16 protein-coding genes are annotated in these 22,944 nt (G+C 73.5%); 11 read left to right on the top strand and 5 right to left on the bottom strand.

Annotated elements, in window-relative coordinates; genetic code table 11:
* Positions 1-87 precede the first annotated feature (87 nt).
* The 4 genes from MM438_RS08040 to MM438_RS08025 all read left to right on the top strand — a co-directional run bounded on the left by MM438_RS08040 (position 88) and on the right by MM438_RS08025 (position 6,194).
* Positions 88-708, top strand: a complete 621-nt coding sequence (locus tag MM438_RS08040; protein WP_241451969.1) for a recombinase family protein — start codon at positions 88-90, stop codon at positions 706-708.
* Positions 705-3,149, top strand: a complete 2,445-nt coding sequence (locus MM438_RS08035; RefSeq protein WP_241451968.1) for a YhgE/Pip family protein — start codon at positions 705-707, stop codon at positions 3,147-3,149. Before MM438_RS08040 ends, MM438_RS08035 begins: the two co-directional genes overlap by 4 nt.
* Positions 3,150-3,253: 104 nt before the next feature.
* Positions 3,254-5,671: a glycoside hydrolase family 65 protein gene (locus MM438_RS08030; RefSeq protein ID WP_241451967.1), complete on the top strand. Its 2,418-nt coding sequence runs from the start codon at positions 3,254-3,256 to the stop codon at positions 5,669-5,671.
* A gap of 10 nt (positions 5,672-5,681) precedes the next feature.
* Positions 5,682-6,194 (top strand): SixA phosphatase family protein, encoded by a 513-nt coding sequence (locus tag MM438_RS08025; RefSeq protein WP_241451966.1) that lies wholly within the window; start codon positions 5,682-5,684, stop codon positions 6,192-6,194.
* 28 nt (positions 6,195-6,222) lie between these two features.
* Here the strand turns inward: MM438_RS08025 and MM438_RS08020 are convergent, their stop codons facing one another.
* On the bottom strand, positions 6,223-7,719 hold the full coding sequence (locus tag MM438_RS08020) for an acetyl-CoA carboxylase carboxyltransferase subunit alpha/beta (RefSeq protein WP_241451965.1): 1,497 nt from the start codon (positions 7,717-7,719) through the stop codon (positions 6,223-6,225).
* 335 nt (positions 7,720-8,054) lie between these two features.
* Here MM438_RS08020 and MM438_RS08015 point away from each other — a divergent pair, with 335 nt between their 5' ends.
* The 3 genes from MM438_RS08015 to ilvC all read left to right on the top strand — a co-directional run bounded on the left by MM438_RS08015 (position 8,055) and on the right by ilvC (position 11,560).
* A complete protein-coding gene (locus tag MM438_RS08015; protein WP_407568121.1) occupies positions 8,055-9,908 on the top strand; it encodes an acetolactate synthase large subunit in 1,854 nt (617 codons plus the stop codon).
* The gene (ilvN, locus tag MM438_RS08010) at positions 9,905-10,411 is read left to right on the top strand and encodes an acetolactate synthase small subunit (RefSeq protein ID WP_241451964.1); all 507 of its coding nucleotides are present in this window, start codon (positions 9,905-9,907) and stop codon (positions 10,409-10,411) included. The genes MM438_RS08015 and ilvN overlap by 4 nt, the downstream gene beginning before the upstream one ends.
* Positions 10,412-10,528: 117 nt before the next feature.
* Positions 10,529-11,560 carry a ketol-acid reductoisomerase gene (ilvC, locus tag MM438_RS08005; protein WP_241451963.1) on the top strand — a complete coding sequence of 344 codons (1,032 nt, stop codon included), beginning with the start codon at positions 10,529-10,531 and terminating at the stop codon, positions 11,558-11,560.
* Positions 11,561-11,855: 295 nt separating this feature from the next.
* Here ilvC and MM438_RS08000 read toward each other — a convergent pair whose 3' ends face one another.
* The 4 genes from MM438_RS08000 to thpR form a co-directional block, all read right to left on the bottom strand.
* Positions 11,856-12,617, bottom strand: coding sequence for an aminoglycoside adenylyltransferase domain-containing protein (locus MM438_RS08000; RefSeq protein WP_241451962.1), 762 nt, complete (start codon positions 12,615-12,617; stop codon positions 11,856-11,858).
* Positions 12,618-12,847: 230 nt separating this feature from the next.
* Positions 12,848-15,148 carry a beta-glucosidase gene (locus tag MM438_RS07995; RefSeq protein WP_241451961.1) on the bottom strand — a complete coding sequence of 767 codons (2,301 nt, stop codon included), beginning with the start codon at positions 15,146-15,148 and terminating at the stop codon, positions 12,848-12,850.
* A gap of 95 nt (positions 15,149-15,243) precedes the next feature.
* Positions 15,244-16,122 carry a poly(ethylene terephthalate) hydrolase family protein gene (locus MM438_RS07990; protein WP_241451960.1) on the bottom strand — a complete coding sequence of 293 codons (879 nt, stop codon included), beginning with the start codon at positions 16,120-16,122 and terminating at the stop codon, positions 15,244-15,246.
* A 91-nt stretch (positions 16,123-16,213) separates the two neighbouring features.
* Positions 16,214-16,783, bottom strand: coding sequence for an RNA 2',3'-cyclic phosphodiesterase (thpR, locus tag MM438_RS07985; protein ID WP_241451959.1), 570 nt, complete (start codon positions 16,781-16,783; stop codon positions 16,214-16,216).
* A gap of 94 nt (positions 16,784-16,877) precedes the next feature.
* Between thpR and MM438_RS07980 the strand changes: the two genes are divergently transcribed.
* From MM438_RS07980 to nrfD, 4 genes are all read left to right on the top strand, one after another.
* On the top strand, positions 16,878-17,291 hold the full coding sequence (locus MM438_RS07980) for an SRPBCC family protein (RefSeq protein WP_241451958.1): 414 nt from the start codon (positions 16,878-16,880) through the stop codon (positions 17,289-17,291).
* 83 nt (positions 17,292-17,374) lie between these two features.
* Positions 17,375-20,830 (top strand): formate dehydrogenase, encoded by a 3,456-nt coding sequence (fdh, locus tag MM438_RS07975; protein ID WP_241451957.1) that lies wholly within the window; start codon positions 17,375-17,377, stop codon positions 20,828-20,830.
* Positions 20,830-21,795 carry a 4Fe-4S dicluster domain-containing protein gene (locus MM438_RS07970; RefSeq protein ID WP_241451956.1) on the top strand — a complete coding sequence of 322 codons (966 nt, stop codon included), beginning with the start codon at positions 20,830-20,832 and terminating at the stop codon, positions 21,793-21,795. Before fdh ends, MM438_RS07970 begins: the two co-directional genes overlap by 1 nt.
* Entirely contained in the window at positions 21,792-22,901 is a 1,110-nt protein-coding gene (gene nrfD, locus MM438_RS07965) for an NrfD/PsrC family molybdoenzyme membrane anchor subunit (protein WP_241451955.1), read from the top strand. Before MM438_RS07970 ends, nrfD begins: the two co-directional genes overlap by 4 nt.
* Positions 22,902-22,944 lie beyond the last annotated feature (43 nt).

The following is a 22,944-nucleotide window of genomic DNA, read 5'->3' as shown; positions in this document are numbered from 1 at the left end:
GCCGGGAGGTCACCTCCCCACCGCGCGCAACGGGGCGAGCGGCCTACCGCACCCACGACCGGCCCCGGTCACCAAGGAGACACGCGCATGGCACTCGTCGCGCACGCAGCGCGGGTGGACGGACCCCACGGTCCGCTCCTGCTGCCCACCTCCCTCGAGGCCCGCAAGGGCGAGATCGGGCTGGTCGCGGGGGATCCCGGCCCGGCCCTCACCACCCTGGCCCTGGCCCTCGGTGGCCGGGTCGCCCTCGACGGGGGACAGATCACCTGCAACGCCGACCCCGACCCGGCGCTGCGCCGCCGGCGGGTCTGCCTCGTCGACGTCCCCGGCATCACCGAGCCCGAGCCGGCCCTGCCCGTGGAGGTGGTCGTGGGAGAGGAGCTCGCCCTCGCCGGTCTGCCGTCACGCCGCCAGGACATCCACGACTTCCTGGCCGAGCGGGACGCGGCCGGTCGCGGCTCGCAGCGCTGGGAGGCCCTCGACCCGGCCGAGCACGTGCGCTGGCTCGCCGACATCGCCTCCCGCCGTGCGGACGTCACCGCCGTGGTGCTCACCAGCCCCGACCGATGGGGCGGGGACCCGCACACCTGGATGACCACCGCCCGCGAGCTGGCCGACCGGGGGCTGATCGTCGTCGTCCTGGCCACCCACGCGAGCCTGCGCCTGCTGGGCGCCCACTCGCCCTACGAGGTCGGGGTCGTGTCGTGAGGGCCCACCGACTGGCCCTTGCCGAGCTGCGACGGCTCACCTCGGGGCGGCTCCTGCGCCTCGCCCTCACCGCGATGCTGCTCATCCCCTCGCTGTATGCCGGGCTGTACCTCTACGCCAACAAGGACCCCTACGCCAACCTCAAGAGCCTCCCCGTCGCCGTCGTCGACGAGGACCAGGGGACCACGCTCGCCGACGGCAAGCGGCTGCAGGTCGGGGACCAGGTGACCCGGACCCTCGTGGACCGGCACACCTTCGACTGGCACCGGGTGTCCCGGCAGGAGGCGACCAAGGGGGTCGACGAGGAGCGCTTCGACTTCGCGCTCATCGTGCCCAAGACCTTCTCCGCGGACCTGGCGAGCGCCGGGACCACCCACCCGCGGCGGGCGACGCTGGAGCAGTACACCAACGACACCAACGGCTACCTCGCCCGCACCATCTCCAACACCGTGGTCGGGGAGGTCACCCGCTCGGTCGCCCAGCAGGTCGCGAGCAGCGCCTCGGCGCAGATGCTCGACGGCTTCGCCACCATCCACACCAAGATGCAGCAGGCGGTCTCCGGCGCCACCACGCTCGCCGACGGCAACGGCCGGCTGGCCTCGGGGACCGCCGAGCTGGTGAGCGGCGTGACCCGGCTGCGCGACGGCACCACCCAGCTGCAGGCCGGCGCCACGAAGCTCGCGGCCGGCGCCGACCAGGCCCACACCGGCAGCACCCGCCTCGCCGCGGGCGCCCAGCAGCTCGACGGCGGGCTGGCGACCATGGACGCGAGGACGGCGGCGCTGCCGGGCCAGACCGCTCAGCTCGCGTCCGGCGCGCACCAGGTGGCGGACGGCAACACCCAGCTCGCGTCGGGAGCCCAGCAGCTCGCGACCGGCGCCACGGCGGCGTCCTCCGGCGCCGGCAAGCTGCGGGCCGGGGCCCAGAAGCTCAACGCCGGTGCCTCCGCCCTGGCCTCCGGCGCCCACCAGGTGGCCGACGGCAACGCCAAGATCGACGCGGCGGGCCGGCTGGCCGCCGACGCCGCGGTCCAGATCGACGCGACGCGCAGCCGGCAGCGGGCGGCCATCGAGGCCCGGCTCACCCGGCTGCAGCAGCGGATCGACCAGCTGGGGGCGCTGGCCGCCGACGTCCGGCCCACCAACCCGCAGCAGGCCGACCTGCTCGTGCGGGTCCAGCAGGACCTCGCCGTCCAGGTGGCCACCGCACGGGAGCAGCTCGCCTCGCTGGACGCGCAGCTCGACGGGGCCTCGGCCAAGGTGACGGGGGCCGCCAGCTCGCTCGGGAAGCTGGCGAGCGGCTCCCAGCAGGTGGCGGACGGCGCCGACAAGCTCGTGGCCGGGAGCGCGACCCTCGCCGACAAGCTGGGCGAGCTCCAGTCCGGCACCGCGCAGCTCGCGTCGGGCGCGACCCGGCTGGGCGCCGGTGCGACCAAGGCCGCCGGCGGTGCGTCGCAGGTGGCGGCCGGGGCCGACAAGCTCGCCGCGGGCAGCGCCCAGCTGCACGACGGGATCGTCCAGGCGCACACCGGGAGCACGAAGCTGACGGCCGGCGCCGCGCAGCTCGACGGCGGGGTGGCCCAGCTCGCCTCCGGCAGCCACACCCTGGCCACCAAGGAGCAGCAGGCCGTGGACGGCGCCGTCCAGCTCGTCACGGGCACGGCCAAGCTGCGTGACGGGGCGGCCCAGGCCCGGGACGGCGCCCGCCGGCTGCACGACGAGATGGCCAAGGGGGCCGGCCAGGTCCCGGCCTTCACCACCGAGCAGCGGACCGCCGCGGCCCAGACCGTCGGCAACCCGGTCACGGTGCACGCCACCAACGCCGCCAAGGCCGACAGCTACGGCGCGGGGCTCGCGCCGTTCTTCGTCAGCTTGGCCCTGTGGATCGGCGCCTACGTGCTCTTCCTGCTGGTCAAGGCGCTCTCCTCGCGGGCCCTCGCCGCCCAGCAGCCCGCCTGGCGGGTGGCCCTCAGCGGCTGGATGTCGCCGGCGCTGCTCGCGGCCGGGCAGAGCTTCCTGGCCTACTGGCTCGTGCTCAAGGGCCTGGACTACCACGTCGACCACCCCGTCGCGGCGATGGCCTTCATGGCCTTCGTGTCCCTCACCTACGCCGCGATCCTGCACGCCCTCGCCTCGCGGTTCGGCGCGGTCGGCAAGTTCCTCGGCCTGGTCCTGCTGGTCGTCCAGCTGGTCTCCGGCGGGGGCACCTTCCCGTGGCAGACCCTCCCGGACCCCCTGCAGGCGCTGCACCGGGTGCTGCCGATGAGCTATGCCATCGACGGCCTGCGGCACCTGATGTACGGCGGGCGGATGGCCTTCGTCGCCCTGGACGTCGCGGTGCTCGCCGGCTACCTGGCGGTGGCGCTGGTCGCCTCGACCTACGCGGCGCGCCGGGCCCGGGTCTGGACGCCGTCGCGGATCAAGCCCGACCTGGTGCTCTGACCCCCGTCCCCTGGCCCGGGGCGCCGAACGGGTGGCCGGTCCCGCGACTCCTCGGGCGGGGTCGGGGTGGCAGACCGCCGCGAGGCGTGCGGTCCTGAGAGGGTATGGCGCACGTCCTCGCGCCATACCGCCGCCGCACCAGCCGGGAGCTGACCATGACCGCATCGCCCTTCGTCGTCGCACCCTGGACCCTCGTCGAGGAAGCCGTGGACCTGGACCGGCTCGGCCTGACCGAGGCCCTGCTGGCGGTGTCCAACGGCCTGATCGGGCTGCGGGGCAACCTCGAGGAGGGGGACCCGGCCGCCGAGCCCGGGGTCTTCCTGGCGGGGGTGCACGAGACCTTCCCGATGAGCTATCCGGAGCGGGGCTACGGCGACCCGGAGATCGGTCAGGCCCTGGTCAACGTCCCGGACGGGCTCCGGGTGCGGCTGCTCGTGGACGACGCGCCCCTCGACGTGCGCGCCGGGCAGGTGCACGCCCACCGGCGGTGCCTGGACCTGCGTGACGGGGTGCTCGCCCGCGACCTGGACTGGACGGCTCCCGGGGGCGCGCGCCTGCGGGTGTCGACGGCCCGGCTGGCATCCTTGGTGGAGCGGTCGGTCGCGGCGCTGCGCTACGAGGTGCGCTGCGAGGAGGGGCCGGTCAGCCTGGTGCTCGAGTCCGACCTGGTCGCTAACGACAGCGACCCTGTCGTCGAGAATCCCGACCCCCAGGTCGACGCCGCCCTGGGCCGGCCCTACGACGACCGGCGGCAGGATCCGAGCCGGGGCGGCGGGGTGCTGGTGCACGCCACCCGCCACAGCGGGGTGGTCGTCGGCTCGGGGATCGACCACCGGGTCACGCTGGTGCGGGCCGACGGCCGCGAGGAGCCCGTGACCCCGCAGGTGGAGGTCACCGCCGACGAGGTGCGGGCCACGGTCGTGACCACCCTGGAGCCGGGAGAGCGGCTCGTCGTGGTCAAGCTGCTGGCCTACGTGCGCTCGGGGACCGCCCGGGACTCGGTCCTCGCCGACCACGTGCGGGCCCACCTGGCCGCGGCCCGGGCCCTGGGCTGGGCGGGGCTGCACGAGGCGAACCGCGCCCACCTGGACGACTTCTGGCAGGTGGCCCGCGTCGACGTGGCGGGGGACCCCGCCCTGGAGCAGGCGCTGCGCTACGCGATCTTCCAGACCTACCAGAGCGCCGCCCGGATCCAGGACGCGCCCGTCGGCGCCAAGGGTCTGACCGGCGGGGGCTACAGCGGCCACACCTTCTGGGACATCGAGGGTTTCGTCATCCCCACCCTGACCATGCTGGCGCCGGACGCGGCCCGCGAGCTGCTGCTGTGGCGGGCGTCGACCCTGGACGAGGCGCGGCGCCTGGCCCGCGAGCTGGGGCTGCAGGGTGCGGCCTTCCCGTGGCGGACCATCGACGGGCACGAGGCGTCGGGCTACTGGCCGGCGAGCACCGCGGCCATGCACGTCAACGCCGACGTCGCCCGGGCCATGGACCTGTTCCGCCATGTCCGCGGCGAGGACGAGTTCGAACGGGTGCACGGGCTCGTGGTCCTCGTCGAGACGGCCCGGCTGTGGGTCTCCCTCGGCCACCACGACCGACGCGGGGCCTGGCACCTGTTCGGCCTCACCGGCCCGGACGAGTACACCGCCGTCGTCGACGACAACGTCTTCACCCTGCTCATGGCGGCGCGCAACCTGCGGGCCGCGGCGCAGGCCTGCGCGCGGCACCCCGAGGTGGCCCAGGAGCTCGGGGTCACCCCCGAGGAGACCGCGCGCTGGCTGCGGGCGGCCGACGCCGCCCACGTGCCCTACGACGAGGAGCTCGGCGTCCACCCGGCCTGCGCGAGCTTCACGTGCTACGAGGAGTGGGACTTCGAGGGGTGGGGGGATCGCTACCCGGTGCAGGAGCATGCGCCATACATGGAGATCTATCGCCGTCAGGTGATCAAGCAGGCCGACCTGGTGCACGCGCTGTGGTGGTGCGGGGACTCGTTCACGGACGAGCAGGTGGCCCGGGACCTGGACTACTACGAGCGCCGCACGGTGCGCGACTCCTCCCTGTCGGCCGCCATCCAGGCCGTCGTCTGCGTGCAGGCCGGGCACGTCGGCCTCGGCCGGGACTACCTGCGCGAGGCAGCGCTCGTGGACCTGCAGGACCGCCAGGGCAACACCGAGCTGGGGCTGCACCTGGCGTCGCTCGCGGGAGCCTGGCTGGCGCTGACGGCCGGGCTGGGCGGGCTGCGCGAGGACGCCGAGGACCCCCGGCTGTCCCCGCGGCTGCCGGAGGGGATCGATGCCTACTCCTTCGGCTTCCGGTGGCGGGCGGGCTCGGTGCGGGTCACCGTCGGCGCCGAGGTGCGGATCGAGGTGACCGGGCTGCCCCAGCTCGCCGTCGTGGTCTACGGCGAGCGGCACGTGGCGAGCCCCGGGGAGCCGCTCGTCGTCGCGCTGCAGGAGGCGGCACCGCTGCTCGGCACTCCGACGCAGCCCCCCGGACGCTCGCCCCGCGAGCTCGCCGATGGGTGAAGATGGCCGTATGACGACCCCCACGCGCACCCTGGTCCTGATGCGTCACTCCGAGGCGGCCACCGGCGGCCCCGACCACGAGCGGCCGCTCACCGAGGAGGGACTCGCGCACTCGCGGGCCGCGGGGGAGTGGCTGGCCCAGCAGGTCGGGGAGATCGACCTGGTGGTGCTCTCCGACGCGGTGCGCACCCGGCAGACCTGGGAGGCGGCCGTCGAGGGCGGCGCGTCCGCGCGGGAGGTGCGGGCCACGGAGACGATCTACGAGGCGTCGCTGGACCACCTGCTCGCCGAGGTCACCCACCTGCCCGACGAGGCGACCACCGTCCTGATCCTCGGCCACGCGCCGGGGATGCCCATGCTCGCCAGCACCCTGGCCTCGTCGGACAGCCCGGTCGAGGTGGCCGAGGCGCTCGACCAGGGCTTCCCGACGTCGACGATCTGCGTGCTGGAGGCCGACCGCGAGTGGCTCGAGGTCGGCGCGGCGACCGCCGACCTGGTGGCGGTCGCGGTGCCGCGGGGCTGACCCGGGTGCGGCCCGGCCCGGAGACGACTCACAGTCCCAGGGACCGGTAGCGGTCGAGGCGCCGCCGCCGGCGCTCCTGCTCGTCCAGCGCCAGCACCGCCAGGATCTCCTCCCGCAGCGCCTCGCCCATGGCCCGGCAGAAGGCCACCGGCGCCTCCGCGGCCTCCGGGTCCTCCGGCACCACCCGGTCCACGATGCCCGCGGCCAGCAGGTCCCGGGAGCGGACCCCCTGGGCCTGCGCCATCTGCGGGGCCCGGCTGGTGTCGCGGTGCACGATGGCGCTCGCGCCCTCCGGCGGCAACGGCGACAGCCAGGCGTGCTGGGCGGCCAGCACCCGGTCGGCCGGCACGAGGGCCAGGGCGATCCCGCCGGTGCCCTCGCCGAGCAGCACGGACACCGTGGGGGAGGGCAGGGTCACCAGGTCGGCCAGGCAGCGGGCGATCTCGCCGGCGAGACCCCCCTCCTCGGCCTCCTTGGACAGCGCGGCACCGCGGGTGTCGATGACGGTGACGAGCGGCAGGTGCAGCTCGCTGGACAACCGCATCCCCCGGCGAGCCTCGCGCAGCGCGCCCGGCCCGAGCTGCTGGGACTCGGTCTGGCCGCGCCGGCACTGGCCGAGGACCACGCACGGCGCCCCGCCGAAGGTCGCGAGCGCCAGCTGCAGCCCCGGGTCGGACTCGCCCGCGCCGGTGCCGTTGAGGGGCACCACGTCCGAGGCGGCGTACTTCAGCAGCCGCCGCAGCCCGGGGCGGTCCCGCTTGCGGGACAGGGTGATCGAGTCCCAGGCCGGCAGGTCCGGCAGCTCCGGCTGCGGCTGGGGGTGCTGCTCGGGCAGGCCCTCGGTCTCGGCGAGCATCACCGTCAGCGTCCGGTCGGCGATGTCCGCGAGGTCCTCGGGGGCGAGCACCGCGTCGACGATGCCCTTGTCGTGGAGGTTCTCGGCGAGCTGCACACCCTCGGGGAAGCGCTCGCCGTGCAGCGCCTCGTAGACCCGCGGCCCGAGGAAGCCCACGAGGGAGCCGGGCTCGGCCACGGTGATGTGGCCGAGGGAGCCCCACGACGCGAGCACCCCGCCGGTCGTGGGGTGTCGCAGGTAGACGAGGTAGGGCAGGTGGGCGGCCTTGTGCGCCATGACGGCCGCGGTGATCTTGACCATCTGCAGGAAGGCCGTGGTGCCCTCCTGCATGCGGGTGCCGCCCGAGACCGGGGCGGCCAGCAGCGGCAGCCGCTCCCGCGTCGCCCGCTCGATGGCGAGCACCAGGCGCTCGGCGGCCGCCACGCCGATCGACCCACCCAGGAAGCCGAACTCGCACACCACCACGGCGACCCGGCGCCCGCGCAGCAGGCCCTCGCCGGTGACGACCGACTCGTCCAGCCCGGTCCGCTCGCGGGCGGCCCGCAGCTCCTCGGCATACTCCTCGGTCAGGGGGACGGGCACGGGCTCGACGTCCCAGCGGCTGAAGGTGCCGTCGTCCAGGACGAGGTCGACGAGCTCGAGGGCGGTGCGGCGGGTCTGGGTGGCCATGGGTCCTCCTGGGGTTCGCGCCCAGTCTCCCAAGGCGCGCCACGACCGTGCGGTCGGTGCGGTGCAGGTCACAGCGCGTGCGGGCGACCTTCCCTTCCGTGACCGTATGTCGAGACGACGCCGCCCGCCCTTTGACGGGAGGAGGGGTCCGGGGGACTGTTGTCCCGTGGCCACCCTCCTCGTACTTCCCTGAGCGCTCAGCCGACCCGCACCGCTGCGGCCGTCGACCGAGCGCCACCCCTGCGTCCCCTCCCCGGGGCAGGGGTTTTTTCGTGTCGGCGTCACCCGACGCCGTGCAGCCACGATCCAGACCGAGCCGAAAGAGGTGAACGACCGTGACCGACACCTCGTCGTCCGCTTCGCCCACCCGCCCGGGCGCGTCGCCCGCGCCCAGCCCGTCGAGTCTCGCCGCGTCGCTGCGGCAGCGCCACCCCGTCGAGGTCACCGGCGCCCAGGCGCTCGTCCTCGCGCTCGAGGCCCTCGACGTCGACACGGTCTTCGGCATCCCCGGCGGAGCGATCCTCCCGGCCTACGACCCGCTCCTCGACTCGGCCACGGTGCGCCACGTGCTGGTGCGGCACGAGCAGGGCGCCGGCCACGCCGCCCAGGGCTACGCGGTGGCCACCGGCAAGGTCGGGGTGTGCCTGGCGACCAGCGGCCCCGGCGCGACCAACCTGGTCACCGCGATCATGGACGCCCACATGGACTCGGTGCCGATCGTGGCGATCACCGGGCAGGTCGGCTCGGGGATGATCGGCACGGATGCCTTCCAGGAGGCCGACATCCGCGGGATCACCATGCCGATCACCAAGCACAACTACCTGGTGACCGACCCCGCCCGGATCCCGCAGTCCGTCGCCGAGGCCTTCCACATCGCGAGCACCGGCCGCCCCGGACCCGTCCTGGTCGACATCACCAAGGACGCCCTCCAGGCTCGGACCACCTTCTCCTGGCCCCCGACCTTCGAGCTGCCCGGCTACCACCCGGTGACCCACCCGCACCACAAGCAGATCCGCGAGGCCGCCCGCCTGATCCGCCGGAGCGAGCGCCCGGTGCTGTACGTCGGCGGCGGGGTCATCCGCGCCGAGGCCCACGAGGAGCTGCGCCGCCTGGTCGACCTCACCAGCATCCCCGTGGTCACCACGCTCATGGCACGTGGCGCCTTCCCCGACAGCCACCCCCTGCACCTGGGCATGCCCGGCATGCACGGCTCCGTCGCCGCGGTCACCGCGCTGCAGAAGGCCGACCTGCTCATCACCCTCGGCGCCCGCTTCGACGACCGGGTCACCGGGCAGCTGTCCACCTTCGCCCCCGGCGCCGCAGTCATCCATGCCGACATCGACCCCGCCGAGATCGGCAAGAACCGCCTGGCCGACGTCCCCATCGTCGGCGACTGCAAGGAGGTCATCACCGACCTGCTCACCGAGCTGCAGAGCACCGGCGACACCGGCGCCCCCGACGTGGGGGACCACGCCGCCTGGGTCGCGACCGCGCAGGGCTGGCAGGAGACCTACCCCGTCGGCTACGTCCACGAGGACGACACCACCATCGCCCCCCAGCGGGTCATCGAGCGTCTCGGCGCCCTCGTCGGCCCGGAGGCGATCTACTGCTCCGGCGTCGGGCAGCACCAGATGTGGGCCTCCCAGTTCATCGGCTACGAGCGCCCCCGCCAGTGGATCAACTCCGGCGGCGCCGGGACCATGGGCTTCGCCGTGCCGGCCGCCATGGGCGCCAAGGCCGGCGACCCCGCCCGCACCGTGTGGGCCATCGACGGCGACGGCTGCTTCCAGATGACCAACCAGGAGCTCGCGACCTGCCTGATCAACGACCTCCCGATCAAGGTCGCCGTCATCAACAACTCCTCGCTCGGCATGGTCCGCCAGTGGCAGACGCTGTTCTACGACGAGCGCTACTCCAACACCGACCTGCACACCAGCCACGACCAGGTGCGCATCCCCGACTTCGTCAAGCTCGCCGAGGCCTACGGCTGCGCCGGGCTGCGCTGCGAGGATCCCGCCCGCATCGACGAGACCATCGAGGCGGCCATGGCGATCCACGACCGGCCCGTCGTCGTCGACTTCGTGGTGAGCCGCGACGCCATGGTGTGGCCCATGGTCCCCGCCGGCGTCGGCAACGACCAGATCCAGATCGCCAAGGGCCTGGCCCCGCAGTGGAGTGATGACGAATGAGCAAGCACACCCTGTCCGTCCTGGTCGAGAACAAGCCCGGCGTCCTCACCCGGATCGCCGCGCTGTTCTCCCGCCGCGGCTACAACATCGAGGCGCTCGCGGTCGGCGAGACCGAGCACCCCGAGATCTCCCGCATGACGATCCGCGTCGACGTCGACATGCTCCCGCTCGAGCAGGTCACCAAGCAGCTCAACAAGCTCGTCGAGGTGCTCAAGGTCGTCGAGCTGCAGCCCGACCAGTCGGTCCAGCGGCACATCATCCTGGTCAAGGTGCGCGCCGACGCCGGCCACCGCGGCCAGGTCATGCAGGTCGTGGAGATGTTCCGCGCCAAGGTCGTCGACGTCGGCCCGGACACCATGGTGATCGAGGCGACCGGCAACGTCCTCAAGCTCGAGGCCCTCCTCGGCCTGCTCGAACCCTTCGGCGTCAAGGAGCTGGTCCAGTCCGGACTCGTCGCCATCGGGCGGGGTTCGCGCAGCATCACCGACCGCTCCGGACGCTGAGGCGCCGGCATACCGCCCGCGTGTCCGCGGCCCCGGACCGCCACCGACGGGACAATCGTCCTCGGACCTGACCCACCGCCTCCCCCGAGGCCCCACCCAGCGAAGGAGACCAGCCCCATGGCTGAGATGTTCTACGACGACGACGCCGACCTGTCCGTGATCCAGGGGCGCCGCGTCGCCGTCATCGGCTACGGCTCCCAGGGTCACGCCCACGCCCTCAACCTGCGCGACTCCGGCGTCGACGTGCGCATCGGCCTGGCCGAGGGCTCCCGCTCGCGCGCCAAGGCCGAGGCCGAGGGGCTGCGGGTGCTCACCGTCGCCGAGGCCGTCGCCGAGGCCGACGTGGTCGTCGTCCTCACCCCCGACCAGGTCCAGCGCACGGTGTATGCCGAGCAGATCAAGCCGCACCTGCGCGACGGCGCGGCCCTGGTCTTCGGCCACGGCTTCACCATCCGCTACGGCTACATCACCCCCGAGGCCGGCTCCGACGTGATCATGGTCGCGCCCAAGGGCCCCGGCCACCTGGTGCGCCGCGAGTACACCAACGGCCGCGGCGTCCCCGTGATCGTCGCCGTCGAGCAGGACGCCTCCGGCTCGGCCTGGGAGCTCGCGAAGTCCTACGCCAAGGCCATCGGGGGGCTGCGCGCGGGCGGGATCAGGACGACCTTCACCGAGGAGACCGAGACCGACCTCTTCGGCGAGCAGGCCGTCCTGTGCGGCGGCGCGTCGCAGCTCGTGATGTACGGCTTCGAGGTGCTCACCGAGGCCGGCTACCAGCCCGAGGTGGCGTACTTCGAGTGCCTGCACGAGCTCAAGCTGATCGTCGACCTCATGGTCGAGGGCGGCATCGCCAAGCAGCGCTGGTCGATCTCGGACACCGCGGAGTTCGGCGACTACGTGTCCGGGCCGCGCGTGATCTCCCCGGAGGTCAAGGAGAACATGCGGGCCGTGCTCAAGGACATCCAGGACGGCACCTTCGCCAAGCGCTTCATCGACGACCAGGACAAGGGGGCGCCGGAGTTCACCGCGCTGCGCGAGCGCGGCGCCCAGCACCCGATCGAGCGCACCGGCCGCGAGCTGCGGTCGCTGATGAGCTGGATCAAGGACGACGGCACCGCGGACTACGTCGAGGGCTCGGCCGCCCGCTGACCCCGCCGCGCCGGGCGGGCTCCCTGCAGGGGCCCGCCCGTCCGCGCCGTCCTCCTGCGTGCCCGCCCGGCGCTCCCTTGCCGCGCTCGCAGCGCCCACGGGGCACGAGAGCGAGCCCGTCACCGGTCGTTCTCGAGCGACGAGCGGTGACGGGTCCGCGGCGGCGACGGCCCGGTCTCGGCGGCGGTGGTCCGTCTCGGTGCAGGCCGAGGGACTTGCGTGCGGCGTGCCCGTCCGTGGCCGGGCCGCAGCCAGGTGCGGGGACACGAGACGGGCCCACCCGCAGCCCTGCCGGTCAGCCCCAGGTCAGCTCGTCGAGCACCTCGGCCACCAGCGCCCGCCCCGCCATGGTGGCCGGTTCGCCCCGCTCGCTGCCGCCCCGCTCGACCCCGCCCCGCCGGGCCAGGCACCGCTCGATGACGGCGGCGTGGTCCGGCAGCCGGGTCCGCGCCCACTCCCCGCCCTCGACCTTGCTCACCAGCTCCCTGGTCTCGGCGAATCGCCAGGCGCGGCAGGCATTCAGCACCGCACAGCACTCGTCCGCCTCGTCGACGGCCCACTGCAGCTCCTCGACGAGCTGGGCCACCACGGCGTCACGGTCGACCTCCCCGACGAGGGCGTCGGGGGAAGGGCCGAGCAGCGTGACCCCGTGCTGGCGGGTGACGGCGAGGTGCAGCAGGAGGTCGATGTCGCCGCGTCCGTCGTCCAGCACGACGCGCGAGTCTCGTTGCTGCCCGGGCTGGGTCGCCACGTGCACCGCGAACGACCAGGGCTCGCGCGGGGTCTCGGCCAGCGACCGGCGGATGATGCTGAGCTCCAAGGGGATCGACTCCCGGCCCCGGTCCGTCGCCGCCGCGGCGATGGCGCGACCGACCTCGCCCCAGTCCGCCTCGGCGTGGTCGGGGACGACGACCAGGACGTCGAGGTCGCTGCGCCCGAGGACGAACGCGCCCTGGGCCGCCGACCCGTGCACCCACACCGCCACCAGGTCCTCACCCAGGAGGTGGCGCAGCGTGGTCAGCACACGGTCGACGAGAGGCTGCCAGGGAGTCGTCATGCCGGACAGTCCATCACAGGTCGTGACCGCGGGGACGGGCGCAGGCGCACCTGCCGTCGAGGGGCAGCGATCAGGTGGTCGGGGGAGGACGGGTCCTGGCCCGGTCTCCTCCCACGGTGGGAGAGGACCGGGCCAGGATGCCGACCGCGCGGTGGCGGACGAGACCGGCCGCGCCGGCCGGACCGCGCGTGCGATGCGGCGCAGGAACCCCGCGCGGGCCGGCGGGGTCGTCAGCGGACGTCGTCGGTCGGCGCGACCACGGCCTGCGGCTGCGGGGCGAGCCCGAAGTAGGACGCGAGCCCCACGCCACCCGCCATGAACCCGCCGTTGCCGCAGACGAAGGTGTCCTTGAGCGACTCGCCGGCCGTCTCGTTGCCCTCCGGGGTGCCCTTGGGGGCCGCCGGGGTGGCGGGGGAGGTGGTCGTGGTGGCATCGACCTTCGCGGCCCCGTGCAGGCGCAGGTCCACGGCGCTGTCGCCGACGTGGACCGGGTAGCTTCCGGCGGACCGCACCCAGCGGTGCTGCGCCACGTCCCAGTGGGACAGGTCGCGGGTGGTCAGGGTCATCGTCACCTGGCGCGACTCGCCGGGAGCCAGCGCGACCTTGGCGAAGTCCTTGAGGGCTCGCGGGGTCGCCGGGGCGCCCGCCGGCTGGTCGACATACACCTGCGGGACGACGGATCCGGCCCGGGAGCCGGTGTTGCGGACCGTCACGGTCACCGGGAAGGACCCGTCGGCGGTCTCGGCCCCGACCTTGAGTCCGGAGTAGTCGAAGGTGGTGTAGGACAGGCCCGACCCGAAGGCGCCGAGCGGCGTCTTCTTCTCCTGGGCGTACCACCGGTACCCGACGGCCAGGCCCTCGGAGTGCTCGCCGCCGGGGAAGCGGTCCCGGGCGGCGGCCGGCAGCTGGTCCTGCGACGCGGGCCAGGTGACGGGCAGGCGGCCGGAGGGGTTGGTGCGGCCGTAGAGCACGTCGGCCAGGGTCACGCCGTAGGACTGGCCGGGGTACCACGCGGCAAGGACGGCCCGCGCCGTGGCGGCCGGTGAGAGGTCCACGGGCGCACCGGTGTTGACGACGACGACGGTGTTGGGGTTGGCCTTGGTGACCGCGTCCAGGATCGCCCGGTCGGTGGCGGAGAGCAGCAGGTCGCCCTCGTCCTTGGACTCGGACACGAGCTTGCTGACCACGACCACGGCCACGTCGGCGCCCCGGGCCTTGTCGGCGGCGGCCGCCGGGATGGCTCCGGTGTAGGACGAGAAGGTCGTGCCGTTGTGGGCGGCCTCGGCGGCGAGAGCCTCCAGGGGGGTGGACACCTTGTCCGCCACCACGTGGGCCGAACCGCCACCGGAGCCGAGGGTGTTGCGGCCGGCGGCGGAGCCGATCACGGCCATGCTGCGGGTGCGGGCAGGGTCCAGCGGCAGCAGGCCGTCGGTGTTGCGCATCAGCACCATGCCGGCGGCCGCCACGTCCTGGGCGACCTTGGCGTTCTTGTCGTTGGTCACCCGGGTGTCGGGCGTGCCGGTGACCTTGCGGTCGAAGAGTCCCCGCTCGAACATCTGCGTGGTGATCCGGCGGACCATGTCGTCCAGCCGCGCCTGCGGCACGAGCTTGTCGTTGATCGCCGCCCGCAGTCGCTTGTCGTAGTAGCAGGTGTCGGGCATCTGCAGGTCGAGCCCGGCGTTGGCCGACGCCGTGGACGCGTGCATCCCGAACCAGTCGCTGATGGTGAAGCCGCGGAAGCCGAGCTGGCCCTTGAGGACCTGCGTCATCGTGTAGGTGTCGTTGCAGGCGTGAACACCGTTGACCTTGTTGTAGGAGCACATGACCGAGTCCACGCCGCCGGCCACCAGCGGCTCGTAGGGCGCGAGGTAGAGCTCCTGGAGGGTGCGCTCGTCGACCTTGGCGTCGCCCTGGGCGGTGTTGCGACCGGTCTCCTGGGTGTATGCCGCCAGGTGCTTGGCCACGGACAGCGAGCCCTGGGACTGGATGCCCTGGGACTCCTGGAGGGCGAGCTGCCCGATCAGGTCGGGGTCCTCGCCGAGGTCCTCGAAGTGGCGGCCGGCGCGGGGGTCGCGGGCGATGTCCAGGCCCGGCCCGAGGGCGTAGTTGGCGCCCTTGCCCACGGTCTCGGCGCCGATGACCTCGCCGTACCGCCGGGCCAGGGCCCGGTCCCAGGTCGCGCCGAGGGCGATGGGGGCCGGCAGCTGGGTGACGCCGGTCTTGCCGTTGCCCACCCCGGCCGGCCCGTCGGTGGGGCTCAGGGCGGGGATGCACAGGCGGGGGTTGGCCTTGACCTGACCGGCATAGGTCGGGCCGTAGGGCTGCAGGATGCCGGCGGACCCGTGGACCATCTGCAGCTTGTCGTCCAAGGTCATCGCGGCGAGGAGCTGCGCGGCGCGCTCGGCGGCGGGGGCGTCGGACCCGACCCACGGACAGGCGGGCGCCGGATCCTCGGCCGCGGCCGCGGGGACGGACACCCCCGCGGCCAGGGCAGGCACGAGAGCCAGGAACAGAGCGGGACGCAGGCGCATGAGAACTCCTCGGCAGGAACGGTGGTACGGACCCTACCGAGCCCGCCTGCGCAGGTCGCCTGCGGCCGGCGTCGAGCAGCCCGAACGGGTGGTGGTCAGCTCTGGCAGCGTGCGGTGCTGTGCCGTGAGTAGCGACCGCGGTCCCTCGCGAGGCCGCACAGGACAGGCAGGTAGCGCTGGTCCTGGTCGACGTACAGCTTCAGCCAGGCCGTGGTCAGCTCGGTGAGACGCGGGTCCGGGAGCAGGGGCCGCAGGTGCCCGGCGCCGGTCAGCTCCACGTAGGCCTTGTCCGGTCCCAGGGGGAGGCTGTCGTACATCGGCACGGAGTGCCAGGCGTTCGGCGCGGTCAGGTCCAGCTGGGCCGCCAGCACCAGCGAGGGCACCCGGGTCCCGGGGAAGGCCTTGACGGTGTCCCACGGGAAGACGTCGACCTGCGCCTTGAGCTCCGGGTGATCCTGCGCCTCGCGCAGCGCCCCGCCCCCGGACATCGACCAGCCCCAGATCGCCAGCCGATCACGGTCGAGCGCACCCTCGACCCGGGGGGAGGTGCGCAGCCACCGCAGCGTGGCGTCGAACACCGTGGCCCGCCTGGCCACGTCGTCCAGGATGGTGGGGGTGTCCGCCAGCAGGACCACGAAGCCCTGGGAGGCGAGCTGCGGCGCCAGCCAGGAGAGGGTCGACCGGGTTCCGTTGAAGCCCGGCAGCAGGACCACGCCGCCGAAGGCGCCCTGGGAGCGGTCCTGGGGCAGGTAGAGATCGCCGCCCTTGAATCCCGGCGTCTCCGCGGCGGGGACCACCACCTTGTCCACGGCGAAGGCGCCCTGGCCCCGGGCCGAGGTCGCGGTGGGTGCCGGGCCTCGCTGGTAGGGGCTCGTCTGCTCGGCCCGGGCCGCGGGAGCGAGGCCCAGGCAGCCGATGGTGGCGAGCGCCAGGGCGGCGGCGAGCAGGGGGTGGCGGGACGCGGTGCGGGTCATGGGGGTCCTGGGAGGCGGGGGTGGGTGGACGCGAGGACGGTCGTGCTCAGGTTACTGATGGGTAACCCTCCGGTCCAGGGTGATGGCGCTCTCACCACAGCGGGAAGCTCCCGCGCTCGACATGCCGCGGTCGCCCGCCCGGTCCCTGCCCCAGGTGCGACTCCACGAGCTGCACCTCGGTCACGGTCCACGTCGCCGAGGTGAAGGTGTCCAGGACCTCCAGCCACCGGCGCACGTCCTTGGCCCGGCCCAGCCGAGCCAGGGTCAGGTGCGCCTGGAAGGGGCCGCCCTCGACCTGCGTGCCGGCGGCGTTGGCGGCATTCCGCACGCGCCGGGCCAGGGGGGCCAGCCCGGCCAGCGGGTCGTCGACGCCCAGCCACAGCACCCGGGCGTCCGCGGTCCCGGGGAAGGCCCCGCCCGCCCGCAGCGTCAGGTCGAAGGGCTCGGTGGTCAGGGCGACCTCGTCGAGCCGCTCCTCCAGGCGCTGGAGCGACCCCGGGCCCACCGACGGCAGGAAGGCCAGCGTCAGGTGCCACTGCTCGGGCCGCGCCCAGCGCAGGTCCGGGTCGGCGTCCAGCCGGGGCTCGAGGAAGGTCTCGACCTCGGCCAGCACCTCCGGCGGCGGTATGACGGCCACGAACATCCGGCTCCCACGCGACATGTGGCCCAGCATCGCAGACCCGGGTCGCACGGTCCCCGGCGCCGGAGGGGTCCCCGTCACCCGCGGATCCGTCGGGCTCGCTAGCGTCGTCCTCGTGAGCATCACGGCGTCCTGCGAGTCCTCCGCCACCACCGCGCAGCTCTGGGCCAAGGTCGGCGACTTCGCCCAGTGGGGCACGGTCCTGCCCACGGTCATGGCGGTGCGCCCCGTCGACAAGGCCCAGGGGGTCGGGGCGCACCTGCAGGTCATCCGCTACGGCAAGGCCCCCGACGTGCACGAGATCACCGCGTGGCAGGACGGTGCGTCCTTCACCTGGCGCCGCGGCGGCCGGCTGGCGACGACCACGACCTACCGGGTCGAGGCGGTGGGCCCGGGGTCGCGCCTGGAGATCACGAGGTCCTGGAGCGGGGACGGCGCGGCCCTGGTTGCCCTCGCGTCGGCGGGGTCGGCGAGGGCCGACCTCGAGGCTCAGGCCTTCGCCTTCGTCGCGGCCGCCACGGGGGCGTGAGCGACGCGCCGCGGCAGCAGGTCCGGTCCGTCGGCGGGGGCCGGGTCCGGTCGCGTAGGGTGACCTGCGTCGAAGGAGGACCGATGGACGCCAAGAAGACGTTCCTGTCGTGGCCGGTCGTGCGTCAGCTGACCGGTGGCGACCCGCTCGGACGCGGGCGCGCCGCCCGGTCCGCCACGACCGCCGCGCTGCAGCCCCGCACCGTCACCGCCGACTCGGTGGCCCACAGCGTGTGTCCCTACTGCGCGGTCGGTTGCGCGCAGAAGGCCTACGTCAAGGACGGCAGGATCGTCCAGGTCGAGGGCAACCCGGACTCGCCGATCTCCCGGGGCAAGCTGTGCCCCAAGGGATCGGCCACCGAGCAGCTCGTCAACGCGCCCAACCGGCAGACCCAGGTGCTCTACCGCCGACCCGGCGGCACCGAGTGGGAGCCGATGAAGCGCGAGCGCGCGATGGACCTGATCGTCGACCGCGTCCTGGACACCCGCCGGCGCACCTGGCAGGACCGCGACGAGCACGGTCGTCCGCTGCGCCGCACGATGGGGATCGCGAGCCTCGGAGGGGCCGCCCTCGACAACGAGGAGAACTACCTCATCAAGAAGCTCTTCACCGCGATGGGCGCCATCCAGATCGAGAACCAGGCGCGTATTTGACACTCCGCCACGGTTCCCAGTCTGGGAGCCTCGTTCGGTCGTGGCGGTGCCACGAACTTCGTGCAGGATCTCGCCAACTCTGACTGCATCGTCATCCAGGGTTCCAACATGGCCGAGGCCCACCCGGTCGCCTTCCAGTACGTCGTGGAGGCCAAGCGCCGGGGTGCCAAGGTCATCCACGTCGACCCACGCTTCAGCCGCACCTCGGCGCACGCCCACCGCCACGTGGGCATCCGCGCCGGCAGCGACATCGTCTTCCTCGGCGCGATCGTCAACCACATCCTGTCCAACGACCTCTACTTCGAGGAGTACGTCCGGGCCTACACCAACGGTCCGGTGATCCTGCGCGAGGACTTCCAGGACGTCGACGAGCTGGACGGCGTCTTCTCCGGCTACGACCCGCAGACGGCGACCTACAACTCCGAGACCTGGATGTATGCCGACGCGGGCGAGGGCCCCGGCGGGGACCAGGACGGGGACCAGGACGACGACGGCAGCACCGACGGCCACGAGGAGTCCCACGCGTCCAAGCACGAGCGCGCCGCCGGGGACGAGCACGGCTCGGGCGGACCGACGCTGCCCGGCGCCCACCGCGTCCGCCGGGACGACTCGATGCAGGACCCGCGCTGCGTGCTGCAGGTCCTCAAGCGGCACTTCGCGCGCTACACCCCGGAGATGGTGGAGGAGGTCTGCGGGGTCTCCCGCGAGGACCTCGCCTACGTCGCCGAGGCGATGACCAGCAACTCCGGTCGCGAGCGCACCACGGCCTTCTGCTACGCGGTCGGCTGGACCCAGCACTCGGTGGGGGCGCAGTACATCCGCACCGCCTGCATCATCCAGCTGCTGCTGGGCAACGTGGGACGACCGGGCGGCGGCGTCATGGCGCTGCGCGGCCACGCCTCGATCCAGGGCTCGACCGACATCCCGACGCTGTTCAACCTGCTGCCGGGCTACCTGCCGATGCCCAAGGCCGGGGTCCACGACACCTTCGAGGACTACCTCGGGACCATCTCCACCACGGACCAGAAGGGCTTCTGGACCAAGGCGGACACCTATGCCGTCAGCCTGCTCAAGTCCTGGTGGGGGGACGCCGCCACCAAGGACAACGACTGGGCCTTCGACTACCTGCCGCGGCTGACCGGTGACCACGGGACCTACCGCACGACGATGGACATGATCGACGGCAAGGTCGAGGGCTACTTCCTCCTCGGCCAGAACCCCGCCGTCGCCTCGGCCCACGGCAGGCTGCAGCGCGACGGACTCGCCCACCTGAAGTGGCTCGTGGTCCGCGACCTGCGCCTCATCGAGTCGGCGACCTTCTGGAAGGACTCGCCCGAGATCGAGACGGGGGAGCGCCGGCCCGAGGACATCGACACCGAGGTGTTCTTCCTGCCCGCCGCCTCGCACCTGGAGAAGGCCGGCACGTTCACCCAGACCCAGCGCATGGTGCAGTGGCGCGAGCAGGCGGTCCGGCCGCCGGGGGATGCCCAGAGCGAGCTCGACTTCTTCCACGAGCTGGGGGTGCGGCTGCGGGCGCGGCTCGCGGGCTCCACCGACGAGCGCGACCGGCCGCTGCTGGACCTGACCTGGGACTACCCGCTCGACGAGCACGGGGACGTCCAGGCGGAGGCCGTGCTGCAGGAGATCAACGGCCGCCACCTGACCGGCGACAAGGCCGGTCAGCCGCTGTCGCTGTTCACCGAGATGAAGGCCGACGGCTCCACGAGCGGCGGCTGCTGGATCTACACCGGCGTCTACAAGGACGGCGTCAACCAGGCCGCCCGCCGCAAGCCCAAGGAGGAGCAGGACGAGACCGCCTTGGAGTGGGGCTGGTGCTGGCCTGCCAACCGGCGGATCCTCTACAACCGCGCCTCCGCCGATCCCGACGGCAAGCCCTGGTCGGAGCGCAAGAAGCACCTGTGGTGGGACGAGTCGGCGGGCCGGTGGGCCGGACCCGACGTGCCGGACTTCCCGGCCGACCGCGCGCCGTCATACCGCCCCCCGGAGGGCGCGACGGGTCCCGACGCGATCGCGGGTGACGACCCCTTCATCATGCAGGCCGACGGCAAGGGCTGGCTGTTCGCTCCCAAGGGGCTGCTCGACGGGCCGCTGCCCAGCCACTACGAGCCGCAGGAGGGGCGCGTCCGCAATCCCTTCTACACCCAGCAGGCGAGCCCGACCCGCAAGGTCTACGAGCGCGAGGACAACCTCACCGCGCCGTCCGAGGGCCACCCGCCCGAGGACGACCACGCGGGCGAGCACCCCGAGGTCTATCCCTTCGTGTTCACGACCTATCGCCTGACCGAGCACCACACGGCGGGCGGGATGAGCCGCTGGCTGCCCTACCTCGCCGAGCTCCAGCCGGAGATGTTCTGCGAGGTCTCCCCGCAGCTCGCGGCCGAGCGCGGCCTGGTCAACGGCGGCTGGGCGACCATCGTGTCGCCGCGGTCGGCCATCGAGGCGCGGGTCCTGGTCACCGAGCGGATGAAGCCGCTGCTGGTGGAGGGCAAGGTCTTCCACCAGATCGGGCTGCCCTATCACTGGGCCCAGGGTGGCGGGGGAGCCGTCGTCGACGGCGACTCGGTCAACGACCTGATGGGCGTGGCCCTGGACCCCAACGTCCTGATCCAGGAGTCCAAGGTCGGGGCCTGCGACATCCGCGAGGGTCGCCGGCCGCGCGGCCCCGGGCTCGCCGACCTCGTCGAGGACTACCGCCGCCGGGCGGGCGTCACCGCCGAGACCGGCAACGACCTGCGCTCCGGCGCCGACGCCGGTGACGTCCAGCAGCACCGCGAGGTCGACGTCGAGGAGCGCGACGACGCAGGCGCCGACGTCGAGGGCGCGAGCGAGGCCGGCGGCGACGACGGCACGAAGGATGATGCCTGATGCCCAACTCCCTCTTCGGACCGCTCGACCCGGCGCCCGACGCCGGGTGGGTGGACGCCCCCGAGCGCAAGGGCTTCCTCACGGACACCTCGGTGTGCATCGGCTGCAAGGCCTGCGAGGTGGCCTGCAAGGAGTGGAACCGCGTCCCGGAGGACGGGTTGTCCCTGCTGGGCTCGTCGTTCGACAACTCCCGGTCGCTCGGGGCCAGCACCTGGCGGCACGTGAAGTTCATCGAGCAGCCGGGCCGGGCGGACGACGCGGTCCTGTCCCGCCAGCCCGTCGACCTCGGCATGCCGGGCCTGCGGCCGCAGGACGCCCCGACCGCCGGCGACGCGCCCCAGGCGGCGGACGCGCCTGCTCCGGAGGCCGTGCAGCCCGACTTCCGGTGGCTGATGAGCTCGGACGTGTGCAAGCACTGCACCCACGCCGGGTGCCTGGACGTGTGCCCGACCGGCGCGCTGTTCCGCACCGAGTTCGGCACGGTCGTGGTGCAGGACGACGTGTGCAACGGGTGCGGCTACTGCGTGGCCGGCTGCCCCTTCGGCGTGATCGAGCGTCGCGAGGGTGACAAGGGCACCGTCACCAACGCCGGGATCGCCCAGAAGTGCACGCTGTGCTACGACCGGCTCAAGGCCGACCAGACCCCGGCGTGCGCCAAGGCCTGCCCGACCGAGTCGATCCAGTTCGGGGACGTCGCCGAGCTGCGCGAGCGGGGCAAGGCCCGCGTGGCGCAGCTGCACGAGCAGGGCTACACCTCGGCCCGGATGTACGGCGACGACCCGCACGACGGGGTCGGTGGCACCGGCGCGATGTTCCTGCTCCTCGACGAGCCGGAGGTCTACGGCCTGCCGCCGGACCCGGTCGTCACCACCCGCGACCTCGCCGACATCTTCCGCAAGGGCGGGGTCGGCGGACTGACCCTGCTGGTCGGGGTCGCCCTGTCCTTCCTCGGAGGCCGTCGATGACCAACATCGCCCAGCAGGAGAGCCGCGAGGGCCTGTGGCCCGAGGAGGCGCGCGGGCCCCGCAAGCACCGCCGCGAGCGCGCCGGACGAGGCGGCGGATCGGGGCTGTTCGGCTTCCGCCGGTTTGCGGGCAACGGCGACCGTGGCGAGCAGACGATGGTCGGGGACGCGCAGTTCACGTCCTACTACGACCGCCCGATCGTCAAGCCGGCGCCGTGGAGCCACGACATCCCGGAGTACCTCTTCGTCGGCGGCCTGGCGGCCGGGTCCTCGCTGCTCGCCGCCGGCGCCGACCTGGCCGGCCTGCCGGGGCTGCGCCGCCAGGGCCGGATCACCGCGCTGGTGTCCATCGGCGCCGCGACCTACCTGCTCATCCACGACCTCGGCCGCCCCGAGCGCTTCCTCAACATGATGCGCGTCGTCAAGCTGACCTCACCGATGAGCGTCGGCTCGTGGATCCTCGCGGGCTACGGACCCTGCGCGGGCTTCGCGGCCGCGGCGGAGCTCGCCGAGGTGCTGACCCCGCACTCCCCGGAGGCGATCCAGCCCCTCGGGCGCCTGGTGACCTGGCTGGGACGTCCGGCGGGTCTGGCCGCGGCGTTCTTCTCCCCGCCGCTGGCGGCCTACACCGCGGTGCTCCTCGGCAACACCTCCACCCCGGGCTGGCACGCGGCCTACAAGGAGCTGCCGATGGTCTTCGCCGGCTCGGCGGGTGCCTCCGCCGCGGGGCTGGCGATGATCGCGGCACCGCACGAGCAGACCTGGCCCGCACGGCGGCTCGCCGTCGGCGGCGCCCTGTGGGAGATCGGCTCGGCGCGGCTCATGGAGCACTCGATGGGCCTGTCCGCCGAGACCCTCCACCAGGGGCGACCCCGCCGGTGGTACGACGCGAGCAAGGCCCTCACGCTCACCGGCGCGGCCCTGACCCTGCTGGGTGCCCGGCGCAGCAAGGCCGTCTCGGTCGCCGCCGGGCTCGCCCTCGCGGCCGGCTCCGTCTGCACCCGGTTCGCGGTCTTCGAGGCGGGCATCGCCTCGGCCGAGGACCCGAAGTACACCGTCGTCCCGCAGCGCGAGCGTCTCGAGCGTGGCCTGCGGACCCTGGGCTGAGGGGTGCGGCATGCTGGTCCGTGGCCGTCCGGCATACGCTCCG

The sequence above is a fragment of the Arsenicicoccus dermatophilus genome (genome assembly GCF_022568795.1).
GTDB lineage: Bacteria > Actinomycetota > Actinomycetes > Actinomycetales > Dermatophilaceae > Arsenicicoccus > Arsenicicoccus dermatophilus.
This window is presented reverse-complemented; position numbering and strand designations above follow the sequence as displayed.

Bases quoted from the DNA above. Each gene is read 5' to 3' on its own strand.
- MM438_RS08040 (WP_241451969.1), top strand. From the start codon at position 88: ATGGCACTCGTCGCGCACGCAGCGCGGGTGGACGGACCCCACGGTCCG.
- MM438_RS08030 (WP_241451967.1), top strand. From the start codon at position 3,254: ATGGCGCACGTCCTCGCGCCATACCGCCGCCGCACCAGCCGGGAGCTG.
- MM438_RS08025 (WP_241451966.1), top strand. From the start codon at position 5,682: ATGACGACCCCCACGCGCACCCTGGTCCTGATGCGTCACTCCGAGGCG.
- MM438_RS08020 (WP_241451965.1), bottom strand. From the start codon at position 7,719: ATGGCCACCCAGACCCGCCGCACCGCCCTCGAGCTCGTCGACCTCGTC.
- ilvN (WP_241451964.1), top strand. From the start codon at position 9,905: ATGAGCAAGCACACCCTGTCCGTCCTGGTCGAGAACAAGCCCGGCGTC.
- ilvC (WP_241451963.1), top strand. From the start codon at position 10,529: ATGGCTGAGATGTTCTACGACGACGACGCCGACCTGTCCGTGATCCAG.
- MM438_RS08000 (WP_241451962.1), bottom strand. From the start codon at position 12,617: ATGACGACTCCCTGGCAGCCTCTCGTCGACCGTGTGCTGACCACGCTG.
- MM438_RS07995 (WP_241451961.1), bottom strand. From the start codon at position 15,148: ATGCGCCTGCGTCCCGCTCTGTTCCTGGCTCTCGTGCCTGCCCTGGCC.
- MM438_RS07990 (WP_241451960.1), bottom strand. From the start codon at position 16,122: ATGACCCGCACCGCGTCCCGCCACCCCCTGCTCGCCGCCGCCCTGGCG.
- thpR (WP_241451959.1), bottom strand. From the start codon at position 16,783: ATGTCGCGTGGGAGCCGGATGTTCGTGGCCGTCATACCGCCGCCGGAG.
- MM438_RS07970 (WP_241451956.1), top strand. From the start codon at position 20,830: ATGCCCAACTCCCTCTTCGGACCGCTCGACCCGGCGCCCGACGCCGGG.
- nrfD (WP_241451955.1), top strand. From the start codon at position 21,792: ATGACCAACATCGCCCAGCAGGAGAGCCGCGAGGGCCTGTGGCCCGAG.